The sequence below is a fragment of the Phyllobacterium sp. GQ127 genome (genome assembly GCF_059758635.1).
In genome coordinates this window covers 11,703-30,068 of sequence record NZ_JCAXDZ010000001.1, presented here as the reverse complement: position 1 = coordinate 30,068, position 18,366 = coordinate 11,703, and the positions used below count along the sequence as shown (strand labels likewise).

Here is an 18,366-nt window from a genome sequence, read left to right as displayed (position 1 = left end):
AGCGCCGGAGTCAAACCTATCCGGACTGTTTTGGCAGGTTGGCAATAGCGGTTTCTACAGCCGCAATGTTGAGCTCAAGTGTGGCAATCTTCTGCAAAGTATTGTTGTCAGGAAAAGATTTTGATTTGGCACACATCGTTATGAGTTGTGTTTGAGCGTCAATTAAACTTGATAACAACCTCTCCAAATCGTCCAGCATATGTTTTCCGTCTTCATTATCAATAGCGCACACGCGCAGGTTGTAGCGCTTCACCGCATCTTCAATACGCGAAAAGCTTGAAAATTGTCAAAGCACTATGTCGGAAATATACCATTTATTTTACCAGTCGAACAAAATATTCGACCGAACCAAGCGCCTGCTAATTAATTTTGATTATTTTCCACAAAAATCGTCAATAAACGGCATTTGATTAAAGTTTTATACTTTTATTGCTTTATCAAACGAAGTCAGTGAGTGGTCATCCATTCGCGCGCTTCACGAAGAGCAACGGCGATATCAGCCTTTGGCATTTTTGCCCCGATCTCAGCGCGCAGCTTGGCGGCACGATCACAACCTTTGATTGCAGCGATATTGAACCATTTATGGGCAGCCACAAGATCGACGGAACAGTCGCGACCGGTCGCATACATGATGCCCATTTCAAAAAGAATATCTGTCTGAGCCGCACCAGCAATGTGGCCATTTTCCAGATTTTGAAGATCAAAGCGTGCCATTTTACCAAACCCCTGTTGAACCTATTTCGTATGCGTCAAACGAAAGCCCTGTCAGACTTCTGAGAACCGCCTGTTTGTTTTTGGCGTGCTCTTTTGATGCTTCCGATAATGAAGGAGAGGCTTGAAATTGCTGTTAAAGGGCATGATTAACCGGGATCAAACAAAACAAAAACAATTGGTAAACTTCGGATTTCGTTAAATATAATGCTCCAGGCAATACGGGCGTTTGTCAAAAATTCGCCTAAAATGCGCCAGAGCGATTTCAAGCCTTTGCTAACCACATATCCGATTGGAATATTGAGTTCCGATTTTCGGGGCCCGCCGAAGCCCAAGTCAAACCTTCTTATAAAAGCCATTGCCCCGGAGAAAATTGCCGTTTGGGCATACTTCCCTTCCTTCGCATTTTAAATTACCTTTACGTGCGCGTAAGCACTATTGCGAACAAGCGGAGAGCTGGTTCGCTTCACCGGGAGGATATTATGAAGTTCAAAATTTTACTGGCCTGCGCCAGCTTTGCCCTTATGACTGGATCAGCAATGGCTGAAGAGCCTATCGTTGGTTCCTGGAAGCGCCCTAACGGCACAATTATCCAGTATTCATCCTGCGGCGGGGACAAATATTGCGGTACGGTGATGACCGGCGAATATAAGGGCAAGTCCATCGGCTCCATGGCAGGCAAGGATGGCTCTTACAAAGGCACCGTCAACAAGCTTGATGAGGGCAAGACTTATAATGGCAAGGCCAGCGCCAAAGGCGACACGCTTTCGCTGTCCGGATGCGTGATGGGTGGTCTCATCTGCAAAAGCGAGAGCTTGACGCGTCAGTAATCTGTGGGCCGGGATTGAAAAGGGGCAGGCAAGGTAAAGAACCTGCCTGCCCATTCTTTTAAACCCAGTTCATTGAGAGCAAGGTCCCCGCATTATTCCTTTATGGGTGCGTAAGCTCCATCATGCCAAATATTAATATCGTATTTGGCATCCTTGATATCGCCCTTTTCATCAAAAACGACAGGGCCAATGACGGTATTCACGGGCGTGCCGTCCTTGAGAATTTCCGCGACCTTTGCCGGATCATCGCCGCCTGCACGCTCAATTCCTTGTGCGAAAGTTTCAATAACGGCATAGGAAAACAGCGTAAAGCCATCAGGTACAAAACCGCCAGCCTTGATCTTTTCCACTGCTGCTTTGGCTTCAGGCCGAACTTGCGGATTGGCTGGGAAGGTGAAGATAACCCCTTCAGCTGCAGGACCGGAAACGGCCCAGAAGTCTGGAGATGCGATGGAGTCGCCCATCATCAGCTGAAATTTGAAGTTCTGGTCTGCCGCTTGCCGCAGGATGAGCCCTGCTTCCTGATGATAGCCACCGAAATAAACGAAATCGGCCTTCAAATCCTTCAGCTTGGTAATAAGCGCAGAATAATCCTTTTCACCGGCATTGATGCCGTCATAAAGAATTTCCTTCAGCCCAGCTTCATTCATCTTGCCCTTGACGGCATCCGCAAGACCCTTGCCATAGGCGCCCTTGTCGTGAAGAACCACGACGTTTTTGCCCTTGTACTTCTCGGCAATCCAAGGTCCGACAAATTCGCCCTGCGCATCATCGCGCGTGTAGAGGCGCATGATCGTCGGCCAGCCATTCTTTGCAGCGGCGTCGGTCAATTCCGGATTTGACGAAGCGGGCGTCATCATCAATACGCCAGCTTCAGCATAGACCGAAGAAGCCGGAATGCTCGAACCCGAGCAAGCATGACCATCGACGAACTTGATACCGGCAGCGACAATGCGGTTGGCGATGGAAACGGCCTGCTTTGGATCGCAAACGTCATCCTCCATGACGAGCTTGATCTTGCGGCCCATAATGCCGCCCTTTTCATTGATCGCGTCGGCAGCGGCCTGAGCACCCTGTTTGAACTGATCGCCAATATTGGCAAGTTGGCCGGTCATCGGGCCGGCCACCGCAATCTCGATATCTTCGGCCATAGCCGATGAGGCGCCGAAAGCAGCGGTAATCAGACCCGCATAGAGAATTTTCTTGAAAGGCATGGTTCCCCCTTTTTCTAAAGAAAAGCGGTTGGAGCCTACATGCAATTAGAATGTGCGCCAGCAAAATTTACAGATCATGGTTGAAATGAACCGATGCAGGGCTGGCTGCCGTTCCGATATCGATCGATCAGCGTCTATAAAGCAACCGCTTTATAAGCATTTGCGCATCAAACGCTTTCATCCAGCATCTGAAATGCCAAATTCATTAAAGTGGCAGTCTTAGACTAAGGTATAATTGCGCGCGAAATCCAAGTGAAGTATAGATTGGCTACATTTTAAATGTTGCTGTTTTAGTATCAATTATAAAGATTGTTTTATTCTGCGATCGATATCTACGAGGCCATAATTTTTACGCGCATCCTCCCAGCGCGTAATTGTTAAAAGTTTCAGGGTGGCTGTGCAGCGATATTTCAAACATCGCTAGCGCTGATGGCTTCATCCGGATGTATTTTATTCGGTTGACCGAAGCAGAACCAAGGGTCTGAGCCAGTATTGCTGGTTACAGGCAAAAATTATAGGAATGCAAAGCAGTCATGGATACCCTCCATGACTGCTTTTTATTGCCTGGCATTATTGGCCGCGGACTTATTGACCGCCCGGCCGTAGATTTATTGACTCGGCTACTGCTGCCAGCTTTGCGCAGCCTCACGAGTTGATCTCGGACTTACCTGCCAACCAGATTATGGCTAATGCTACCAGTCTGGCACAGCTATCAGCTTTGCCGCAGACTTATCGCCCGGCTATAGCCTTATCAGCTCTGCTACGGCCACCCGCTTGGCGTACCCCACCGTCTGACTGCGGGCTCGTTGCATCGGCTTTACGGTCGGCGCAGAATTAATAGGTTCTCTGCCCAAGAGAACCTATTTTGTGCCTCCTTGGCCACGGCAAGCTACTGCTACTTTTTGCTATCGTCAGCGATTAGCGGGCTGTTTGACCGAACAGAATCTTTTGAGCTTCCTTATCGTCCGCGAGATTACGGCGCTCTTCCTTACCAACGGCTACGCCACGCTCGACCGCCGGACGCGCGCGGATCGCTTCAAACCAGCGCTTCAGATTAGGGAAATCATTGAGATCCTGGCCCTGGTTGGCGTGAGAAATTGTCCAGCCATAGGAGGCGATATCAGCAATGGAGTATTCGCCTGCAAGAAAATCCCTGCCTTCAAGGCGGCGATTCATCACTCCATAAAGTCGATTGACCTCGTTCGTGTAGCGATTAATGCCATACTCGATCTTTTCGGGCGCATAATTACGGAAATGATGTGCCTGACCTGCCATGGGACCGAGTCCGCCGACCTGCCAGAATAACCACTCTTCAACAGCGACCCGCTTACGTTCGTCCTGCGGATAGAGCTTGCCAAACTTCCGGCCAAGATATTGCAGGATCGCTCCAGATTCAAAAATGGAGATCGGCTGACCGTCAGGCCCTTCCGGATCGACAATGGCGGGCATGCGATTATTGGGAGCGATTTTCAGAAATGACGGCTCGAACTGATCGCCCTTGCCAATATTCACCAGCTTCACGTCGTAAGGAACACCAAGCTCTTCAAGCATGATGGAAATTTTCCATCCATTGGGTGTGGGCCAGTAGTAAAGCTCGATCGGCTTGGTTTGGCTTGTCATATCCGTCTCCATGAGTGGGTCGATTGGATTTTAAACATAGGCAGCCATTGTCCTTTCACAAGGGGCTCGCATAGCGCTTGTTGAACAGTTGATGAACAACAAGATCAGCACCAGTTCAGCTAATCCGGAGCAAAGTCGTTCTCAGACATTACTAGCCAAGCCGCTTTCGGGGAAACGACCATGTTAAATACAACTGCCAATTACTCGCTGCTGTTTTTAAGGGCATTGATATTTTCAGCCATTCTTGTCGGTCCTGTCATTGCTTTTGCCGCAAGCTATGAAAGCCGGTCGCCCTCAAATGGTGGGATAGGTTTGGTTTTGCTGGTCAGCCTGCAAAGAGTTTAAGCTGACCGCTTTTCAAATGTCGCACTGAATCACTATATTGGGTGATGGACAAACGAATCGGAACCAGGAAAACAGCCTCCATCAGCATGCCAGCCCATGTTGAGGCAGAGGAATTTACAGATGCCAAGGCCGCCGTTCAGGCACTCAGCGCGCTTTACGAACGCAATACCCAATTTTTGCGGGATGCTTTCGACAGTGTAGCAAGAGGTGAAGCGGGAGATGCAACGCATTTTCGTGCTTTTTATCCTGAGGTGAGCCTCTCAACATCAAGCTATGCGCAGATCGACTCGCGGCTTGCCTTTGGCCATGTGTCGGCACCTGGGCAATATTCAGCGACGATAACCCGGCCGGATCTTTTCGATAATTATCTCGAAGAACAGATCCGCCTGCTTATCCGCAACCATGGCCGTCCCGTTACCGTACAGGAATCAACAACACCGATTCCTATTCACTTCGCATTTCTGGAAGGCACACATGTCGACTCCTCGGTCGCCGACGCTTTTCTATTGCCGTTGCGTGATCTGTTCGATGTGCCGGATTTGGCTGCGACCGACGACCGGATCGTCAATGGCGAATACGAAACCGATGATCTCGATAGTATCATGCCGCTTTCGCCATTTACCGCGCAGCGCGTAGACTATTCATTACATCGCTTGTCGCACTATACGGCCACGCGCCCGATGCATTTCCAGAACTATGTCCTGTTCACCAATTACCAGTTTTACATTGATGAGTTCTGCGCCTTGTCGCGGGGGCTTATGGCGGCTGGCGGCGGCGGATATGAACGTTTTATCGAGCCGGGCAACCTCATCACAGAAGCGGGCGATGAGGCCCCCACATCCGGCGTACCAATCGGCAGGCTACCGCAAATGCCGGCTTATCATCTGGCGCGCGAGGATGGTTCCGGCATTACCATGGTCAATATTGGCGTAGGTCCTTCCAACGCCAAGACCATAACCGACCATATTGCTGTGTTGCGGCCGCATGCCTGGCTTATGCTTGGCCATTGCGCCGGTCTGCGCAATACGCAGGCTTTGGGCGATTATGTGCTTGCCCACGCCTATGTGCGCGAAGATCACGTTCTCGACGATGATCTGCCTGTATGGGTGCCGATCCCTGCTTTGGCTGAGGTGCAGGTTGCGCTGGAACAGGCAGTAGCGGAAGTTACCGGGCTTGAAGGCTATGATCTGAAGCGGATCATGCGCACCGGCACTGTTGCCACAATCGATAACAGAAACTGGGAACTGCGTGACCAGCGCGGCCCGGTAAAGCGGCTTTCGCAATCACGCGCGATAGCGCTCGATATGGAGTCCGCCACAATCGCTGCAAACGGCTTCCGCTTCCGCGTGCCTTATGGAACGCTCCTTTGTGTTTCGGACAAGCCATTGCATGGCGAGTTAAAGCTTCCAGGTATGGCGACTGAATTTTACAAGCGGCAGGTCGCTCAGCATTTGCAGATTGGTATTCGCGCACTGGAAAAACTTGCTGAAATGCCGCCAGAGAAGCTGCACTCGCGAAAATTGCGCAGCTTCTTCGAGATGGCTTTCCAATAGGGATTATTTACGCGGTCCGGTAAGAGCAAAATATGCGCCCTGCGGATCGCGGCCCTCAATGATCCAGGCATCACCCGGAACAGCCATGGGCTCGGTTGTCACCTGGCCGCCTTTCTCCTTGATGCGCGCGACCGCTGCGTCGATATTGTCGACGATGAAGTAGAACCGCCAGAGCTTTACATCGGCGGCGTTGGTGCTGGTCATCATGCCGCCGTACATTTGGCCGTCGACATTGAATATTTGATAGGTACCCATTGGCCCCATATCCATGGCTTCACCCTTGGTCCAGCCAAACAGCGTGGAGTAGAATGTGAAAGCCTTGTCAGCATCGCCCGACACAAGTTCATGCCAGCCAATGGTGCCAGTTGTAAAAGGCGCAGGATAATTATCGGGGGCCTGCTTGGATGGCTTGAATAGCTGGAAGGGAGCGCCCAGCGGGTCGGCGACAACCGCGAATGTCCCCACGCCAGGAATCTCCATAATATCGGTGTGAACTTTGCCGCCGGCCTCCTTCACACGCTCCACATAGTCAGCCACGTCATCAACCATGATGTAACCTGACCACATGGGCGGAACGCCCTCCACCTTCGCATCCTTTGCCGACATCAGTCCCGCTACGGGAGCCTTGTCGACGGTCAGCAATGTATATTTCACAGGAGAGTTAGCAGAATCCTCCGCCCCCCACCCTACGACATGGGTATAAAAAGCTTCGGCAGCCTGCGTATCGCTCGTCAGCAATTCGTACCAGATAAAGTTTCCGCTCATGATAATTCCTCCCACCACGATCTGTATCTGAATGTTGACAAATATGTTGATATCAACATAAATAAATCATGTCAAAGACGATCTCTGTTACTTTCGAAACCACTATTCACGTTCGCGATCACTGCATGTGCCTGACCGTTCAGCGGGCCGCTCGCTCTTTGGCGCGAATGTTCGATGAAGCGCTTCGCCCCCACGAGCTGACCAACGGCCAATTTTCCTTGCTGATGTCATTGAACCGGCCAGAGCCGCCAAATCTCAGTTCTGTTGCTTCTTTGCTTGCCATGGACCGCACGACACTTACTGCCGCGCTAAAGCCAATGGAAAGACGTGGTCTGATCACGACCATGGTCGACCCAAGCGACAAGCGGAGCCGCCTCCTGACTTTGACGGATAAGGGATTGCATCTGCTCGCTGCCGTGATGCCCATATGGGTGAGTACGCATGGCGAACTTGAACAGGTCTTGACGCCTGGCGAACAAGGGCGATTGCTCAACGATCTGAGGAAGTTGCTTTAGAGAAGAATGCGGGACTAGCTCTGCTCCAGCACATTTATGATCGCGCCGGATGGATCGCGAACATAGAAGCGGCGAACACCCCATGGTTCGTCAGTTATCTGGTAAACGATCTCATGACCGGCAGCTTTGACGAGATCGTAGATCTTGTCCACATTGTCGACTTCTATTGATATCCGGGGGACGATCGTGCCGGAGCCGCCTTGGCTCGCCACGCTCAATTGAGGCTTTGTTCCTTCCGGCGAGGCAAAAGTCAAAATCCAACCATGATCCATGACAACTTGCAGATCGAACAAAGTTTCGTAGAACGAGCGCAAGGCCTGCGGGTCTTCCGCAGGCAGGTTTGCAACAATACGTTTTACAGCCATGGCAATTCTCCATCATCGCAAGACCTAATGGATAGGTTTGCTGAGCGAAAGTCCAACCACAAGTTGCTTAGAAATAGTTCCAATGATGCTATATTTGGAAGCGGAGTGAGGGGCGGATTTCCGCCCACTCCTCTATATCTTACTATTTGAAATGGACCCGGATGCTGAGCCACCAGCTAGTCCGGGTCTTTTTCACAGTAAGAGTAACGCTAAACGGCATGTACCGCATAGTTTACCTCCAGTTTTAACGGCAAGGCTGATGCCCAGTCGGGAAGCCCATCTTCCCGATGGGCCGGTTCGCTCGGCCACACTGCTTCTGCCTCAAAACTACCCGATATTTGGCTGGAAACCCGATGGAGGACAACGAACGCACAGTTGTATAATTTGTGCCGTCAGCAGTGCTCAGGTTGTTATTATCAAACGAAAATCGCATCTTGATTGCGTCGCAATTGCCGGGTTAATGCGGAATGATGATGACGAAGAACAAGCAATCCTGGATCAAGCTCGCAGCCGTATTGATACCGGTTCTGTTTTCCATACCTCTGGTGCTTGGTTTTTTCGGTGCTGCACATCCAGCGCTCGATTCTTTTTCGCATTTTCGTATGCATCTTGCCGTGCTCATGGCTCTGTCTGCATTGCCAGCGCTGTTTCTTCGTCTTTGGCGCGAAGGAATAATGGCAATCGTTTTAAGCATGACTGCCCTGGCTACGGTACTGACACCGCCGACCGCCCCCGGCGCAGAGGCTGCGCCCACGAGCCTGGCGCAGTACAAGCTGCTGCAACTGAATCTGCGCTATGACAATGAGCAGCAGGCGGAGGTTTTCCGGTTGATCGGTAGAGAGTCGCCCGATGTCATTGCCTTGCAGGAGGTTTCCGACAATTGGCGCCCCCGACTTAAAGCCATAGAAGCGCGTTATCCTTATACGTTTTACTGCTCTAATCGCAGCCCAATAGGAGGCGCAGCGATCCTTTCGCGGCGTCCCTTCGCATTGGGCTCAACTCCGATCTGTATTGATAGTCTCGTCGCTATTGCGAGGATCGACTTTGGCGGACGCAGCGCCATAATTGCATCGTTGCATCTGGATTGGCCATGGCCTTTCGCGCAGGACTGGAATGTCGAGGAAATCCGGCCCTATTTCGAAAAACTCGAAGGACCGTTGATTGTTTCAGGTGATTTTAATGCTGTACCATGGAGCCAAACGCTAAAAAACATCACACAATATAGCAAGACACGCATTGCAGAGGGCTTGCGCCCAAGCTGGCTGGTCAACGGAACCCTGGCGCGCGCGGCCAAATGGATTGGCCTGCCGCTGGACCACATACTGGTCTCAGACAGGATTGTCTCGACACAGGTCGAAACTCTTGAGCCTGTAGGCTCGGACCACCTGCCGCTTCTGCTGCGCTTTTCAATTGCCGGTGTCGATGACGGCAACGAGCCAGAGCAGCAGACAGTGATGCTTGAAAAGTCTGAGTAGCGGCTTTCAGCATCACCGTAGCGCGTCGTTGCAGTTCTACATATTGGTGTAGACGGGACCCTCGCCACCCTGCGGCGGTACCCAATTGATATTCTGGTTCGGGTCCTTGATATCGCAAGTTTTACAGTGAACGCAGTTCTGCGCATTGATCACGAATTTCGGGCCGGTTGGTTCCTCAACCCACTCATAAACACCAGCCGGACAATAGCGTGTTGATGGTCCGGCATAAATATCGTGCTCGGAAGTCTTTTGAAGCGCCATGTTCTTGACGATCAGATGGGCTGGTTCGTTTTCTTCATGATTTGTATTGGAGAGGAATACTGAGGAAAGACGATCAAAAGTCAGGACGCCATCTGGTTTCGGATAGGCAATCGGCTTGTAATTTGCCGCTGGCTCCAGCGATGCCGCATCATTCTTGCCGTGTTTCCAGGTACCAAAAGGCGACCAGCCGCCAAAAATTGTATTGAGCCACATATCGAGACCACCGAGGGCGACGCCGCCAATGGTGCCAAGCTTTGACCACATCGGCTTGACGTTGCGGACACACTTGAGGTCCTTGCCGATTTCGCTGGTGCGCCAGGCATTTTCGTAAGTAATCAGTTCATCATTGGCCCGGCCTGTCGCCAATGCTTCTGCAACATGTTCTGCGGCAAGCATGCCTGATAGCATTGCATTATGCGAACCCTTGATACGCGGAACATTGACGAACCCGGCGGAGCAACCAAGCAGCACACCGCCCGGGAAAGATAGCTTCGGTACAGATTGCCAGCCGCCTTCGGTAATCGCACGCGCACCATAGCCAAGACGTTTTCCACCTTCGAAAATACCACGAATGGCTGGGTGGGTTTTGAAACGCTGAAATTCTTCGAATGGCGACAGATAGGGGTTCTTGTAATTGAGATGCATGACAAACCCGACCGCGACCGTGTTGTCCTCCAAATGATAGAGGAACGATCCGCCACCTGTTTTCATGTCAAGCGGCCAGCCGAATGAATGTTGCACAAGTCCAAGTTTGTGCTTTGCAGGATCAATCTGCCAGAGTTCCTTCAAGCCGATACCGTATTTGGCTGGCTCCTTGCCCTCATCGAGCTTGAACTGGTTGATAAGCTGCTTGGCAAGAGAGCCGCGCGCGCCTTCAGCAATAAGCGTGTACTTGCCCAGCAGTTCCATGCCGCGCGTATAGGCTGGGCCGTGCGAACCGTCTTTTTCAATACCCATATCGCCCGTCGCAACGCCAATGACAGCACCGCTATCATTGTAGAGCACTTCGGTTGCGGCAAAGCCCGGGTAAATTTCGACGCCGAGCTCCTCGGCCTTTGTGCCAAGCCAACGGCACACATTGCCCAGTGAAACAATGAAATTGCCATGATTGTTCATCAGCGGCGGCATGGCGAAATTCGGTAAACGCACAGAGCCCGCTGGTCCGAGCACAAGAAAATGATCCGCGGTCACAGGCGTCTTGAAGGGATGCCCCTCCTCTTCGCGCCAACCCGGCAAGAGCTTATCGACACCGATCGGATCAACGACAGCACCGGAAAGGATGTGTGCGCCCACCTCGCCGCCCTTTTCAAGGACGACAACTGAAAGCTCGGGGTTGATTTGCTTGAGCCTGATGGCAGCAGAAAGGCCGGAAGGCCCGCCGCCGACGATCACGACATCAAACTCCATGCTCTCGCGCTCTGGAAGTTCAATTGTCTCGCTCATGCATTCCTCCTGCAGTAAATTCCCTTATGCGCCGGTGGCGCGTCGTTTTTTTGATTTGTAGCGCAACAATAACTGTTTGCCACAATGAGTCGCGCCTATCAGATGCGGCCAATTGCCCTCATTCCACGACTAGCCGGCATATTTTTATACTTACTTTAACGTAAACGTCAATATATCTGCAGAAGAGGTCGCTCGCTAGTTCCTTACAGCTGTTGCGCCCCCGCTCTTTTCCGTCATAATCCTGCAATCAAATTGCCGACCACGTTGAACGCAACCGCTTGGGAGGGCCGGATGAGGTGGATGAGTCTGCGCTGGCCTTTAAGCCTGATAACCGGGTGCGTTCTGTTTTTCGCGAGCATCGCAGCCCAAGCTGAATCTGGAAAATTATGGAGTGCAGGCCGCTATACTTTTTCCGATGAAATGGGAGGCTTTACGATTATCGGCGTAAGCGGAAAAGGCACAAGGCAAGACCCGATTATCCTGACCGAAGAGTTCCATTCGACAACGCCCGCAGTCCTGATCATTCGAACCGAACAGACCAATCTTAAAGATCCTGCCGAAGATATCGGCATCCTGTTTCACGTGCGTGTCGAAGTAACCAATGGCAGTGGTCACCCTTGGGTAGAATTTGGCTTCGAGTTGCAGGAGCAATTGAATGTGCCAAGCGACTATGGCGATGGGCTGTCCTTCTATCAGCCGGGCGACAAGAAGGACGCTATCGACTCATATGGCTATGCAAGTTTCAGCGATGATTTCGAGCCCTATGACCGGATGATATTCCGCGATGGAAAGATTGATCCCGGCGAGAATGCCAGCTTTGGCTTTCCGATAGCCGACTTTACGCCCAAACGTACATTTTATCTTGTGCAGGACCCACGCATTCCCTCCTCTTAAACGTCTTGAGCTTGCAATGCACACTGCAATTTGCGACTTCAAGGATGAGAAGGATTATCCATTGTCGACGTTAAGCGAAATCTTGCACTTTTATGCCGAGGCGGGAGTCGATACTCCGCTGGTCGACACGCCTGTCGACAGGTTTTCGCAGGTTGATACCAAGCGGGCACAGCCTCAGCAGGCTCCTGTTGCCACTCGCTCAAATGCGCCCTCACCCGCCGGCTTAAAACCGCCCATCGATGCAAGCGCCTCCGCACCATCAACGCTCAGCAAGGCATCCGTGCCCGATGATGCCAAGATTGCCATGGCCCGGCAGATGGCGGCGAACGCGACGACATTGGAGGAACTGCGCGAACAGCTGGCAGCATTTGATGGTTGTAATCTTAAATTTACAGCAAAGAATCTGGTCTTTGCCGATGGCAATCCGCAAGCGGCGATCATGTTTGTCGGTGAAGCGCCGGGCCGCGAGGAAGATCTGGAGGGCATACCCTTCATTGGCCGCTCAGGCCAGTTGCTCGACCGCATGTTGGCTGCAATCGGTCTCGACAGGCAAAGCGTATATATCGCCAATACAATTCCATGGCGTCCGCCCGGAAACAGAACGCCAACGCCTTTGGAAACTGAAATTTGCCGCCCCTTTTTCGAGCGGCAAATCGAGCTGGCAAATCCGAAATTACTTGTGGCGCTCGGTGGTCCTGCGGCAAAGGCATTGACCAATGCTCCTGAGGGCATTTTACGCCTTCGTGGAAATTGGAAAACCCATTTGACAGGGTCAGGAAATCAAATTCCCGTCATGCCAACGCTCCACCCGGCCTATCTGCTGCGCAATTCAGCGCAGAAAAAGTTTGCTTGGCGGGATTTCCTCAGCGTCAAATTACGGCTACGTGCCCTTACCGATTAAAACCTGCCGCAAAACCGGAGATGCAGTGTCGTAATTTCCGGCGCGCCAAGCTGTGCTGCGCGATAAGGTTCATTGTAATCAGGATAACATCATGTTTCGCCAGCTCTTGCCCATCACGGCATTATTGACCAGCACGTTCTTGATGCTGACAGCAGGAGGGCTGGCAGGCATTCTTCTGCCGCTGCGTGCCGGCATGGAGGGCTGGTCGCCCACGACAATCGGTTGGATGGGTACGGGCTATGCGCTTGCCTTCACCGGTGGGTGTATCGTTGTGCCGCGCCTTGTGCGGCGCGTCGGCCATGTCAGGGTTTTTGCGGTACTATTGACGTTGCTGGGCATGTCTATGCTGATGCATGGGCTGATCATGGACCCATGGGCCTGGACATTATTTCGGGCACTGGCTGGTTTTTCGCTGGCCGGAAGCTACATGGTCATCGAAAGCTGGCTCAATGAGCGCGTGACAAACGCCACACGCGGCATGGTTTTTTCCATCTATATGATCGTATCCATGCTGGGGTTGCTGGTGGGTCAATATATCCTGCCCTTCGGAAATCCCGCTACCCATGTGCTTTTTATGGTCGGTGCGCTGATCTACGCTGCCGCGCTTGTCCCCACGGGCCTATCCAATGCACAGTCCCCTCGTCCACTAACGCAAGTTTCGCTTGATCTGCCCGGTCTTTACCGAAAATCTCCGGCTGCCATGGTCGGCTCCTTGCTTGCTGGCATCATTGCCGGGGCTTGGAACTTTCTTTCGGCGGTCTATGGCCGGGATATCGGCCTTTCCACATTCGGCATAGCAACCATGATCGCAAGTTCGATGATCGGTGGCGCATTGTTCCAATATCCGATTGGCCGGATATCTGACTTCGTTGACCGGCGTTATGTCATGGTTGTGGCGGGAATTGGCGGCGTGCTGATCTCAATTACGATGATCCTTGTCCAACCCAACACCCCATGGGTGATCTACACGCTGATGTTTGCATTCGGGACCGTGCTGTTTCCGATCTATTCGCTCAACGTCGCCCATGCCAATGACTTTGCCGAGCCGAGCGAATTCGTAAAGATTTCGAGCGGACTGCTGATCGTTTATGGCATTGGCAGCATGATCGGCCCGCAAATTGCCGGCCGCCTTATGGATATGAACGGTCCATCCGGCTTCTTCGTCACCATGGCAATCACCTATGCTGCCTATGGCGGCTATGCGTTCTGGCGCAGTTTGCGCCGTGCTCCGCAAGCTCCTTCCGAGCGCCCGGACTTTGCCATAGGCGCCCATGACAGACCGCAAACGCCAGAAACATTCAACCTTCATCCACTTAGTGAAGGCGTTCCTGACGAATGACACTCAACCCTGTGGCGTCGATGCCTTTTTGGCCCGGGCGCGCGCAAGCCCAAGACGATGCTCGCGGTAGATGATGAAAATACCAGCGCCGATGACGATCGTTGCGCCGATGATCATTTCCCAAGTGGGAATATCGCCGAACAGAAGATATCCAATGGCAAGGCCGAGCAGCATTGATGTATATTCGAACGGCGCAATGGCCGACATATCCGCATGGCGGTAGCTCTCGGTCAATAGGATCTGCGCAACGCCACCGGCAATTCCCGCCATGATAAGATAAGTTGCCTGCAAGCCAGTAGGCCACACCCAGCCGAATGGAAAGCTAACCAAAGCAATCAGGCTCGAAGCGATTGAAAAATAGACAACAATGGTTGGCGTTCGCTCTGTCTGTACCAGCTTTCGCACCAGCAACATGGCGATAGCCGCGAGCCCCGCCCCACCCAAAGTTGCCAAGGCACCTATGGCTTGATCCCCGCCAAACTCGCTTTCCCCGGTAAAGAACGACATGCGCGGCCAAAGAATAATGAGTACGCCAATGAGACCGACACCAACCGCCGACCAGCGATAAAGGCGCACTGTTTCTTTCAAAAAGATCGCGCTGCACACGACTGTCAGAAGCGGCGTCGCGTAGCTGATGGCAATTGCTTCCGGCAGGGGCAATTTTGTCAGACCGTAAAAGCTCAAACTCATGGCACTCACGCCGACAAAGCCACGCCAAAAATGGCTGAAAGGCTCTTTGGTTTTGAATGCCACAGCAAGTTGCCCCTGCCAGGCGATGAAGGCGATGACCGGAAAGATTGCAAAGAAGGAGCGAAAGAAGACAAGCTGCCCCGCGGGAATACCATCGGAGGCTTTAAGAAGGCTCGACATGCACACGAAGACGCATACTGATGCGATCTTCAGGCCGATTCCGAGCATGACATTCATTGTGCGAACGGTGTTCGCATTGAGCGGTTCACCTTCTTTAGGGTGAACTATCGTGGACACAGTGGAATAATCCTTGGGAGCTGGAGCATTTGTAGCGAGGGTATGGAAATTTAACTGATATATCTTTAGGACGGTTTCCAAGGCGGCGCCAGACAAAAACCAATCACGTTGCGTTTTTGCGCCATATATCGGGTGAACATCCGCATTTGTTGTGCGCGATGCAAAACACGGTTAGGGTCCGCCGCAATGAAACGGTCTGTTTCTTCATTGAAGCCCCAGTGCCGTTCCATCTTTTTATTATACGCAACTCCGGACGGAAAACCGGTTCCCACTTTTCCTGGAATTGCTTTTGAAGGACAGTTATCTATGCGTACCGATACCGGCCAGGTTTTTCATCTGGAAGACTATAAGCCAACCGATTTTCTTATCCCCGAGACACATCTCGATTTTCGTCTGCACCCGGAGCGGACAATCGTTAAGTCCACACTGAAAATCGAGCGCAGGGAAGGCGTCGCACTTGATACGCCGCTCATTTTGGATGGCGACGAGTTGAAGCTCGAATCCATTTGCATCGATGGCGTGGCGTTAGGCGATAATACCTATGTGGTTACACCCGATCGACTGGAAATTCGCGGACTGCCTGAGGCCGAAACTTTTACGCTGGAAATTACAACCGAAATCAACCCAACTGCCAATCGGCAGCTTACCGGGCTTTATCGTTCAAGCAATGTCTACTGCACGCAATGCGAAGCAGAAGGCTTCCGTCGCATTACCTATTATCTGGACCGGCCTGATCTGCTTTCAGTCTACACTGTTCGCGTCGAAGCCGAGACAAGCGCAGCTCCACTGCTGCTGTCCAACGGCAATCCGGGTGAAAAAGGCACGCTTGACGACGGCCGCCATTTCGCCATCTGGCACGATCCGCATCCAAAGCCGGCCTATCTCTTCGCTCTCGTTGCGGGTGACCTTGGCGTTATAACCGATACATTCACCACAGCGTCCGGACGACCAGTCAATCTTGGCATTTATGTTGAGCATGGCAAGGAAAGCCGTGCGCTTTATGCCATGGATGCGCTGAAGCGTTCCATGGCATGGGACGAGGAAAAATTCGGGCGTGAATATGATCTCGACGTATTCAACATTGTTGCCGTTTCGGATTTCAATATGGGCGCAATGGAGAACAAGGGACTTAACGTCTTCAACGATAAATATGTTCTTGCCGAGCCGGACACTGCGACCGACGTCGATTATGCCGGTATTGAAGCTGTCATCGCCCATGAATATTTCCACAATTGGACAGGAAACAGAATCACTTGCCGCGACTGGTTCCAGCTTTGCCTCAAGGAAGGGCTGACCGTCTATCGCGATCATGAATTCTCGGCGGATATGCGCTCGCGCGCCGTTAAACGTATTGCCGAAGTCAAAGGCCTGAAGGCCCATCAGTTTCCCGAAGACGCAGGTCCCCTCGCCCATCCGGTGCGCCCGCGCCAGTTCCGCGAGATCAATAATTTCTACACGTCCACTGTCTATGAAAAAGGCTCGGAAGTCGTACGGATGATCCGTACAATCCTTGGTGCAGAGACTTTCCGTAAAGGCATGGATCTATATTTCGAACGCCATGACGGCGATGCGGCCACCATCGAAGACTTTATCAAGGTATTTGAAGACGCTTCGGGGGAAGATTTGAGCCAGTTCGCGCTCTGGTATGATCAAGCCGGAACACCGAATCTTGCAATCACCTATGATTACGATCAGGCAACCAAGACTTTCGAGATTGAGATAGAACAATCTTTAAAGCCAACACCCGGTCAGCCCTCCAAGAAACCAATGCACATTCCAATCCAATTTGGACTGTTGGGCACCAAGGGCCGCGAGATCCGGCCACGCGCAACAAAGGGCGGATTGGTCAAGGACGATGTTATTCATCTACGCAAGCGCAAAGAGCGCTTTACCTTTTCCGGGATTACAGAGCGTCCTGTTCCCTCGCTGCTGCGCGGTTTTTCTGCACCTGTGACGATGACCAGCGAGCTGACACGTTCTGATCTTGCCTTCCTGGCTCGCAATGACCGCGATGAGGTGACGCGTTGGCAGGCTCTGACGCAACTGCTCAATTCCAAGCTCACCAGCAATTCGAAACGCGTTCGAGGCGGTAAGCCAGCGACTATTGAAAGCTCATCGATCCGGCTTCTGGGGGAACTGGCCTTTAATAATGCCTTGGACGAAGCCTTCCGTGCCCTGTGTCTCAATGTTCCTTCCGAAAGCGATATTGCGCGCGAGCTTGGCGCCAATATTGATCCGGAAGCCATTTTGGGCAGTCGCGATGCACTTATTCTTGCCGTGGCTGAAGCCCATGGGGAGAAGTTTGAACAGCTTTATAATGAGCTGGAACATCACGGCGCGTTCAATCCGGATGCGGCAGGTGCGGGTCGCCGTTCCTTGCGCAATGTCCTGCTGGATTATTTAAGTGTTGCCGATGGTAACCCGAAGCGTGCAGCCAAACAGTTTAAACAAGCAAACAATATGACTGACCGCGCTGCGGCGCTCAACGTTCTCGTCCAGCGCTTTGGCACAAGCACTGCGACCAACGACGCTTTGCAAGCCTTTGAAGCGCGATATGGAAATGATGCGCTGGTGATGGATAAGTGGTTTGTTGTGCAGGCTATGCAACCGGGTGAAAGCGCGCTCGGCAAAGTCAATGAACTGATGAAGCACCAGCTCTTTTCGCTCGACAACCCTAACCGCACACGCTCGCTGATCGGCGCATTTTCGAGCGGTAACCAGACAGGGTTCAACCGTGCAGATGGCAAAGGCTACCAGTTTTTTGCAGAGACAATCCTGACAATCGACAAGAAAAATGCCCAGCTTGCAGCCCGGCTTTTGACTGCGATGCGTTCATGGCGGTCCTTCGAACCGGAACGCCGCGAACACGCTCGGGAAGCCCTCGCCAGCATCGCCTCTGTTGCCGGTCTTTCGACGGATGTGCGCGATATTGTCGAGCGCACGCTGGCCTAAACGGTTGCGAAAAACTTATCCACCGGCCCACCACCTTATTTCCTCCGGACAATCTCCGGAGGGAATTTGAGTCTTATCAAAGGCTTATAAGCTCTTCTTTTGATTGTGATTCCGGCTGCCACAAGTGTTGATAAATATTTAACAAAGGGACTAGACACGCGGAATCAGTTTTGATTCACTACGGGTGCTTCGAATG

Annotated in this window: 17 protein-coding genes; 9 read left to right on the top strand and 8 right to left on the bottom strand. The window is 52.1% G+C overall.

Annotation, left to right across the window (positions count from 1 at the left end; translation table 11 throughout):
• Positions 1–16 precede the first annotated feature (16 nt).
• The gene (locus AC6CHM_RS00120) at positions 17–253 is read right to left on the bottom strand and encodes a hypothetical protein (protein ID WP_354345011.1); all 237 of its coding nucleotides are present in this window, start codon (positions 251–253) and stop codon (positions 17–19) included.
• 194 nt (positions 254–447) lie between these two features.
• Positions 448–714: a tetratricopeptide repeat protein gene (locus AC6CHM_RS00115; protein WP_115051908.1), complete on the bottom strand. Its 267-nt coding sequence runs from the start codon at positions 712–714 to the stop codon at positions 448–450.
• Between the two features lie 479 nt (positions 715–1,193).
• On the opposite strand from AC6CHM_RS00115, the gene AC6CHM_RS00110 reads away from it, so the two are divergent.
• On the top strand, positions 1,194–1,541 hold the full coding sequence (locus AC6CHM_RS00110; protein WP_307283717.1) for a DUF2147 domain-containing protein: 348 nt from the start codon (positions 1,194–1,196) through the stop codon (positions 1,539–1,541).
• Between the two features lie 92 nt (positions 1,542–1,633).
• On the opposite strand, the gene AC6CHM_RS00105 is transcribed toward AC6CHM_RS00110, so the two are convergent.
• Both AC6CHM_RS00105 and AC6CHM_RS00100 read right to left on the bottom strand, forming a co-directional pair.
• Complete coding sequence (locus tag AC6CHM_RS00105; RefSeq protein WP_337353767.1) at positions 1,634–2,755, bottom strand: ABC transporter substrate-binding protein; 1,122 nt, start codon at positions 2,753–2,755, stop codon at positions 1,634–1,636.
• A 918-nt stretch (positions 2,756–3,673) separates the two neighbouring features.
• Positions 3,674–4,375 (bottom strand): glutathione S-transferase N-terminal domain-containing protein, encoded by a 702-nt coding sequence (locus AC6CHM_RS00100; protein ID WP_498171501.1) that lies wholly within the window; start codon positions 4,373–4,375, stop codon positions 3,674–3,676.
• 180 nt (positions 4,376–4,555) lie between these two features.
• Between AC6CHM_RS00100 and AC6CHM_RS00095 the strand changes: the two genes are divergently transcribed.
• Positions 4,556–4,720 (top strand): hypothetical protein, encoded by a 165-nt coding sequence (locus AC6CHM_RS00095; RefSeq protein WP_162802424.1) that lies wholly within the window; start codon positions 4,556–4,558, stop codon positions 4,718–4,720.
• A gap of 44 nt (positions 4,721–4,764) precedes the next feature.
• Entirely contained in the window at positions 4,765–6,273 is a 1,509-nt protein-coding gene (locus AC6CHM_RS00090; protein ID WP_336440951.1) for an AMP nucleosidase, read from the top strand.
• A gap of 3 nt (positions 6,274–6,276) precedes the next feature.
• Here AC6CHM_RS00090 and AC6CHM_RS00085 read toward each other — a convergent pair whose 3' ends face one another.
• A complete protein-coding gene (locus AC6CHM_RS00085; protein WP_498171499.1) occupies positions 6,277–7,038 on the bottom strand; it encodes a VOC family protein in 762 nt (253 codons plus the stop codon).
• 68 nt (positions 7,039–7,106) lie between these two features.
• On the opposite strand from AC6CHM_RS00085, the gene AC6CHM_RS00080 reads away from it, so the two are divergent.
• Complete coding sequence (locus AC6CHM_RS00080) at positions 7,107–7,553, top strand: MarR family winged helix-turn-helix transcriptional regulator (protein WP_307283700.1); 447 nt, start codon at positions 7,107–7,109, stop codon at positions 7,551–7,553.
• 14 nt (positions 7,554–7,567) lie between these two features.
• On the opposite strand, the gene AC6CHM_RS00075 is transcribed toward AC6CHM_RS00080, so the two are convergent.
• A complete protein-coding gene (locus AC6CHM_RS00075; RefSeq protein ID WP_307283696.1) occupies positions 7,568–7,918 on the bottom strand; it encodes a VOC family protein in 351 nt (116 codons plus the stop codon).
• Positions 7,919–8,385: 467 nt separating this feature from the next.
• Between AC6CHM_RS00075 and AC6CHM_RS00070 the strand changes: the two genes are divergently transcribed.
• Positions 8,386–9,393, top strand: a complete 1,008-nt coding sequence (locus AC6CHM_RS00070) for an endonuclease/exonuclease/phosphatase family protein (RefSeq protein WP_498171492.1) — start codon at positions 8,386–8,388, stop codon at positions 9,391–9,393.
• A 36-nt stretch (positions 9,394–9,429) separates the two neighbouring features.
• Here the strand turns inward: AC6CHM_RS00070 and AC6CHM_RS00065 are convergent, their stop codons facing one another.
• Entirely contained in the window at positions 9,430–11,097 is a 1,668-nt protein-coding gene (locus AC6CHM_RS00065) for an electron transfer flavoprotein-ubiquinone oxidoreductase (RefSeq protein ID WP_498171487.1), read from the bottom strand.
• 300 nt (positions 11,098–11,397) lie between these two features.
• On the opposite strand from AC6CHM_RS00065, the gene AC6CHM_RS00060 reads away from it, so the two are divergent.
• The 3 genes from AC6CHM_RS00060 to AC6CHM_RS00050 all read left to right on the top strand — a co-directional run bounded on the left by AC6CHM_RS00060 (position 11,398) and on the right by AC6CHM_RS00050 (position 14,231).
• The gene (locus AC6CHM_RS00060; protein WP_498171483.1) at positions 11,398–11,991 is read left to right on the top strand and encodes a hypothetical protein; all 594 of its coding nucleotides are present in this window, start codon (positions 11,398–11,400) and stop codon (positions 11,989–11,991) included.
• 16 nt (positions 11,992–12,007) lie between these two features.
• Positions 12,008–12,892, top strand: coding sequence for a uracil-DNA glycosylase (locus AC6CHM_RS00055; RefSeq protein WP_498171479.1), 885 nt, complete (start codon positions 12,008–12,010; stop codon positions 12,890–12,892).
• Positions 12,893–12,983: 91 nt separating this feature from the next.
• Positions 12,984–14,231 carry an MFS transporter gene (locus AC6CHM_RS00050; RefSeq protein ID WP_115051922.1) on the top strand — a complete coding sequence of 416 codons (1,248 nt, stop codon included), beginning with the start codon at positions 12,984–12,986 and terminating at the stop codon, positions 14,229–14,231.
• A gap of 3 nt (positions 14,232–14,234) precedes the next feature.
• On the opposite strand, the gene AC6CHM_RS00045 is transcribed toward AC6CHM_RS00050, so the two are convergent.
• Positions 14,235–15,158 (bottom strand): DMT family transporter, encoded by a 924-nt coding sequence (locus AC6CHM_RS00045; protein WP_498172619.1) that lies wholly within the window; start codon positions 15,156–15,158, stop codon positions 14,235–14,237.
• A gap of 366 nt (positions 15,159–15,524) precedes the next feature.
• Here AC6CHM_RS00045 and pepN point away from each other — a divergent pair, with 366 nt between their 5' ends.
• Entirely contained in the window at positions 15,525–18,170 is a 2,646-nt protein-coding gene (pepN, locus tag AC6CHM_RS00040) for an aminopeptidase N (RefSeq protein ID WP_498171474.1), read from the top strand.
• The last annotated feature ends 196 nt before the right edge of the window (positions 18,171–18,366 follow it).

Excerpts from the sequence above, each read along its gene's own strand:
- AC6CHM_RS00115 (WP_115051908.1), bottom strand. The coding sequence starts at position 714 with ATGGCACGCTTTGATCTTCAAAATCTGGAAAATGGCCACATTGCTGGT.
- AC6CHM_RS00110 (WP_307283717.1), top strand. The coding sequence starts at position 1,194 with ATGAAGTTCAAAATTTTACTGGCCTGCGCCAGCTTTGCCCTTATGACT.
- AC6CHM_RS00105 (WP_337353767.1), bottom strand. The coding sequence starts at position 2,755 with ATGCCTTTCAAGAAAATTCTCTATGCGGGTCTGATTACCGCTGCTTTC.
- AC6CHM_RS00100 (WP_498171501.1), bottom strand. The coding sequence starts at position 4,375 with ATGACAAGCCAAACCAAGCCGATCGAGCTTTACTACTGGCCCACACCC.
- AC6CHM_RS00095 (WP_162802424.1), top strand. The coding sequence starts at position 4,556 with ATGTTAAATACAACTGCCAATTACTCGCTGCTGTTTTTAAGGGCATTG.
- AC6CHM_RS00090 (WP_336440951.1), top strand. The coding sequence starts at position 4,765 with ATGGACAAACGAATCGGAACCAGGAAAACAGCCTCCATCAGCATGCCA.
- AC6CHM_RS00085 (WP_498171499.1), bottom strand. The coding sequence starts at position 7,038 with ATGAGCGGAAACTTTATCTGGTACGAATTGCTGACGAGCGATACGCAG.
- AC6CHM_RS00080 (WP_307283700.1), top strand. The coding sequence starts at position 7,107 with ATGTCAAAGACGATCTCTGTTACTTTCGAAACCACTATTCACGTTCGC.
- AC6CHM_RS00075 (WP_307283696.1), bottom strand. The coding sequence starts at position 7,918 with ATGGCTGTAAAACGTATTGTTGCAAACCTGCCTGCGGAAGACCCGCAG.
- AC6CHM_RS00070 (WP_498171492.1), top strand. The coding sequence starts at position 8,386 with ATGATGATGACGAAGAACAAGCAATCCTGGATCAAGCTCGCAGCCGTA.
- AC6CHM_RS00065 (WP_498171487.1), bottom strand. The coding sequence starts at position 11,097 with ATGAGCGAGACAATTGAACTTCCAGAGCGCGAGAGCATGGAGTTTGAT.
- AC6CHM_RS00060 (WP_498171483.1), top strand. The coding sequence starts at position 11,398 with ATGAGTCTGCGCTGGCCTTTAAGCCTGATAACCGGGTGCGTTCTGTTT.
- AC6CHM_RS00055 (WP_498171479.1), top strand. The coding sequence starts at position 12,008 with ATGCACACTGCAATTTGCGACTTCAAGGATGAGAAGGATTATCCATTG.
- AC6CHM_RS00050 (WP_115051922.1), top strand. The coding sequence starts at position 12,984 with ATGTTTCGCCAGCTCTTGCCCATCACGGCATTATTGACCAGCACGTTC.
- AC6CHM_RS00045 (WP_498172619.1), bottom strand. The coding sequence starts at position 15,158 with ATGAATGTCATGCTCGGAATCGGCCTGAAGATCGCATCAGTATGCGTC.
- pepN (WP_498171474.1), top strand. The coding sequence starts at position 15,525 with ATGCGTACCGATACCGGCCAGGTTTTTCATCTGGAAGACTATAAGCCA.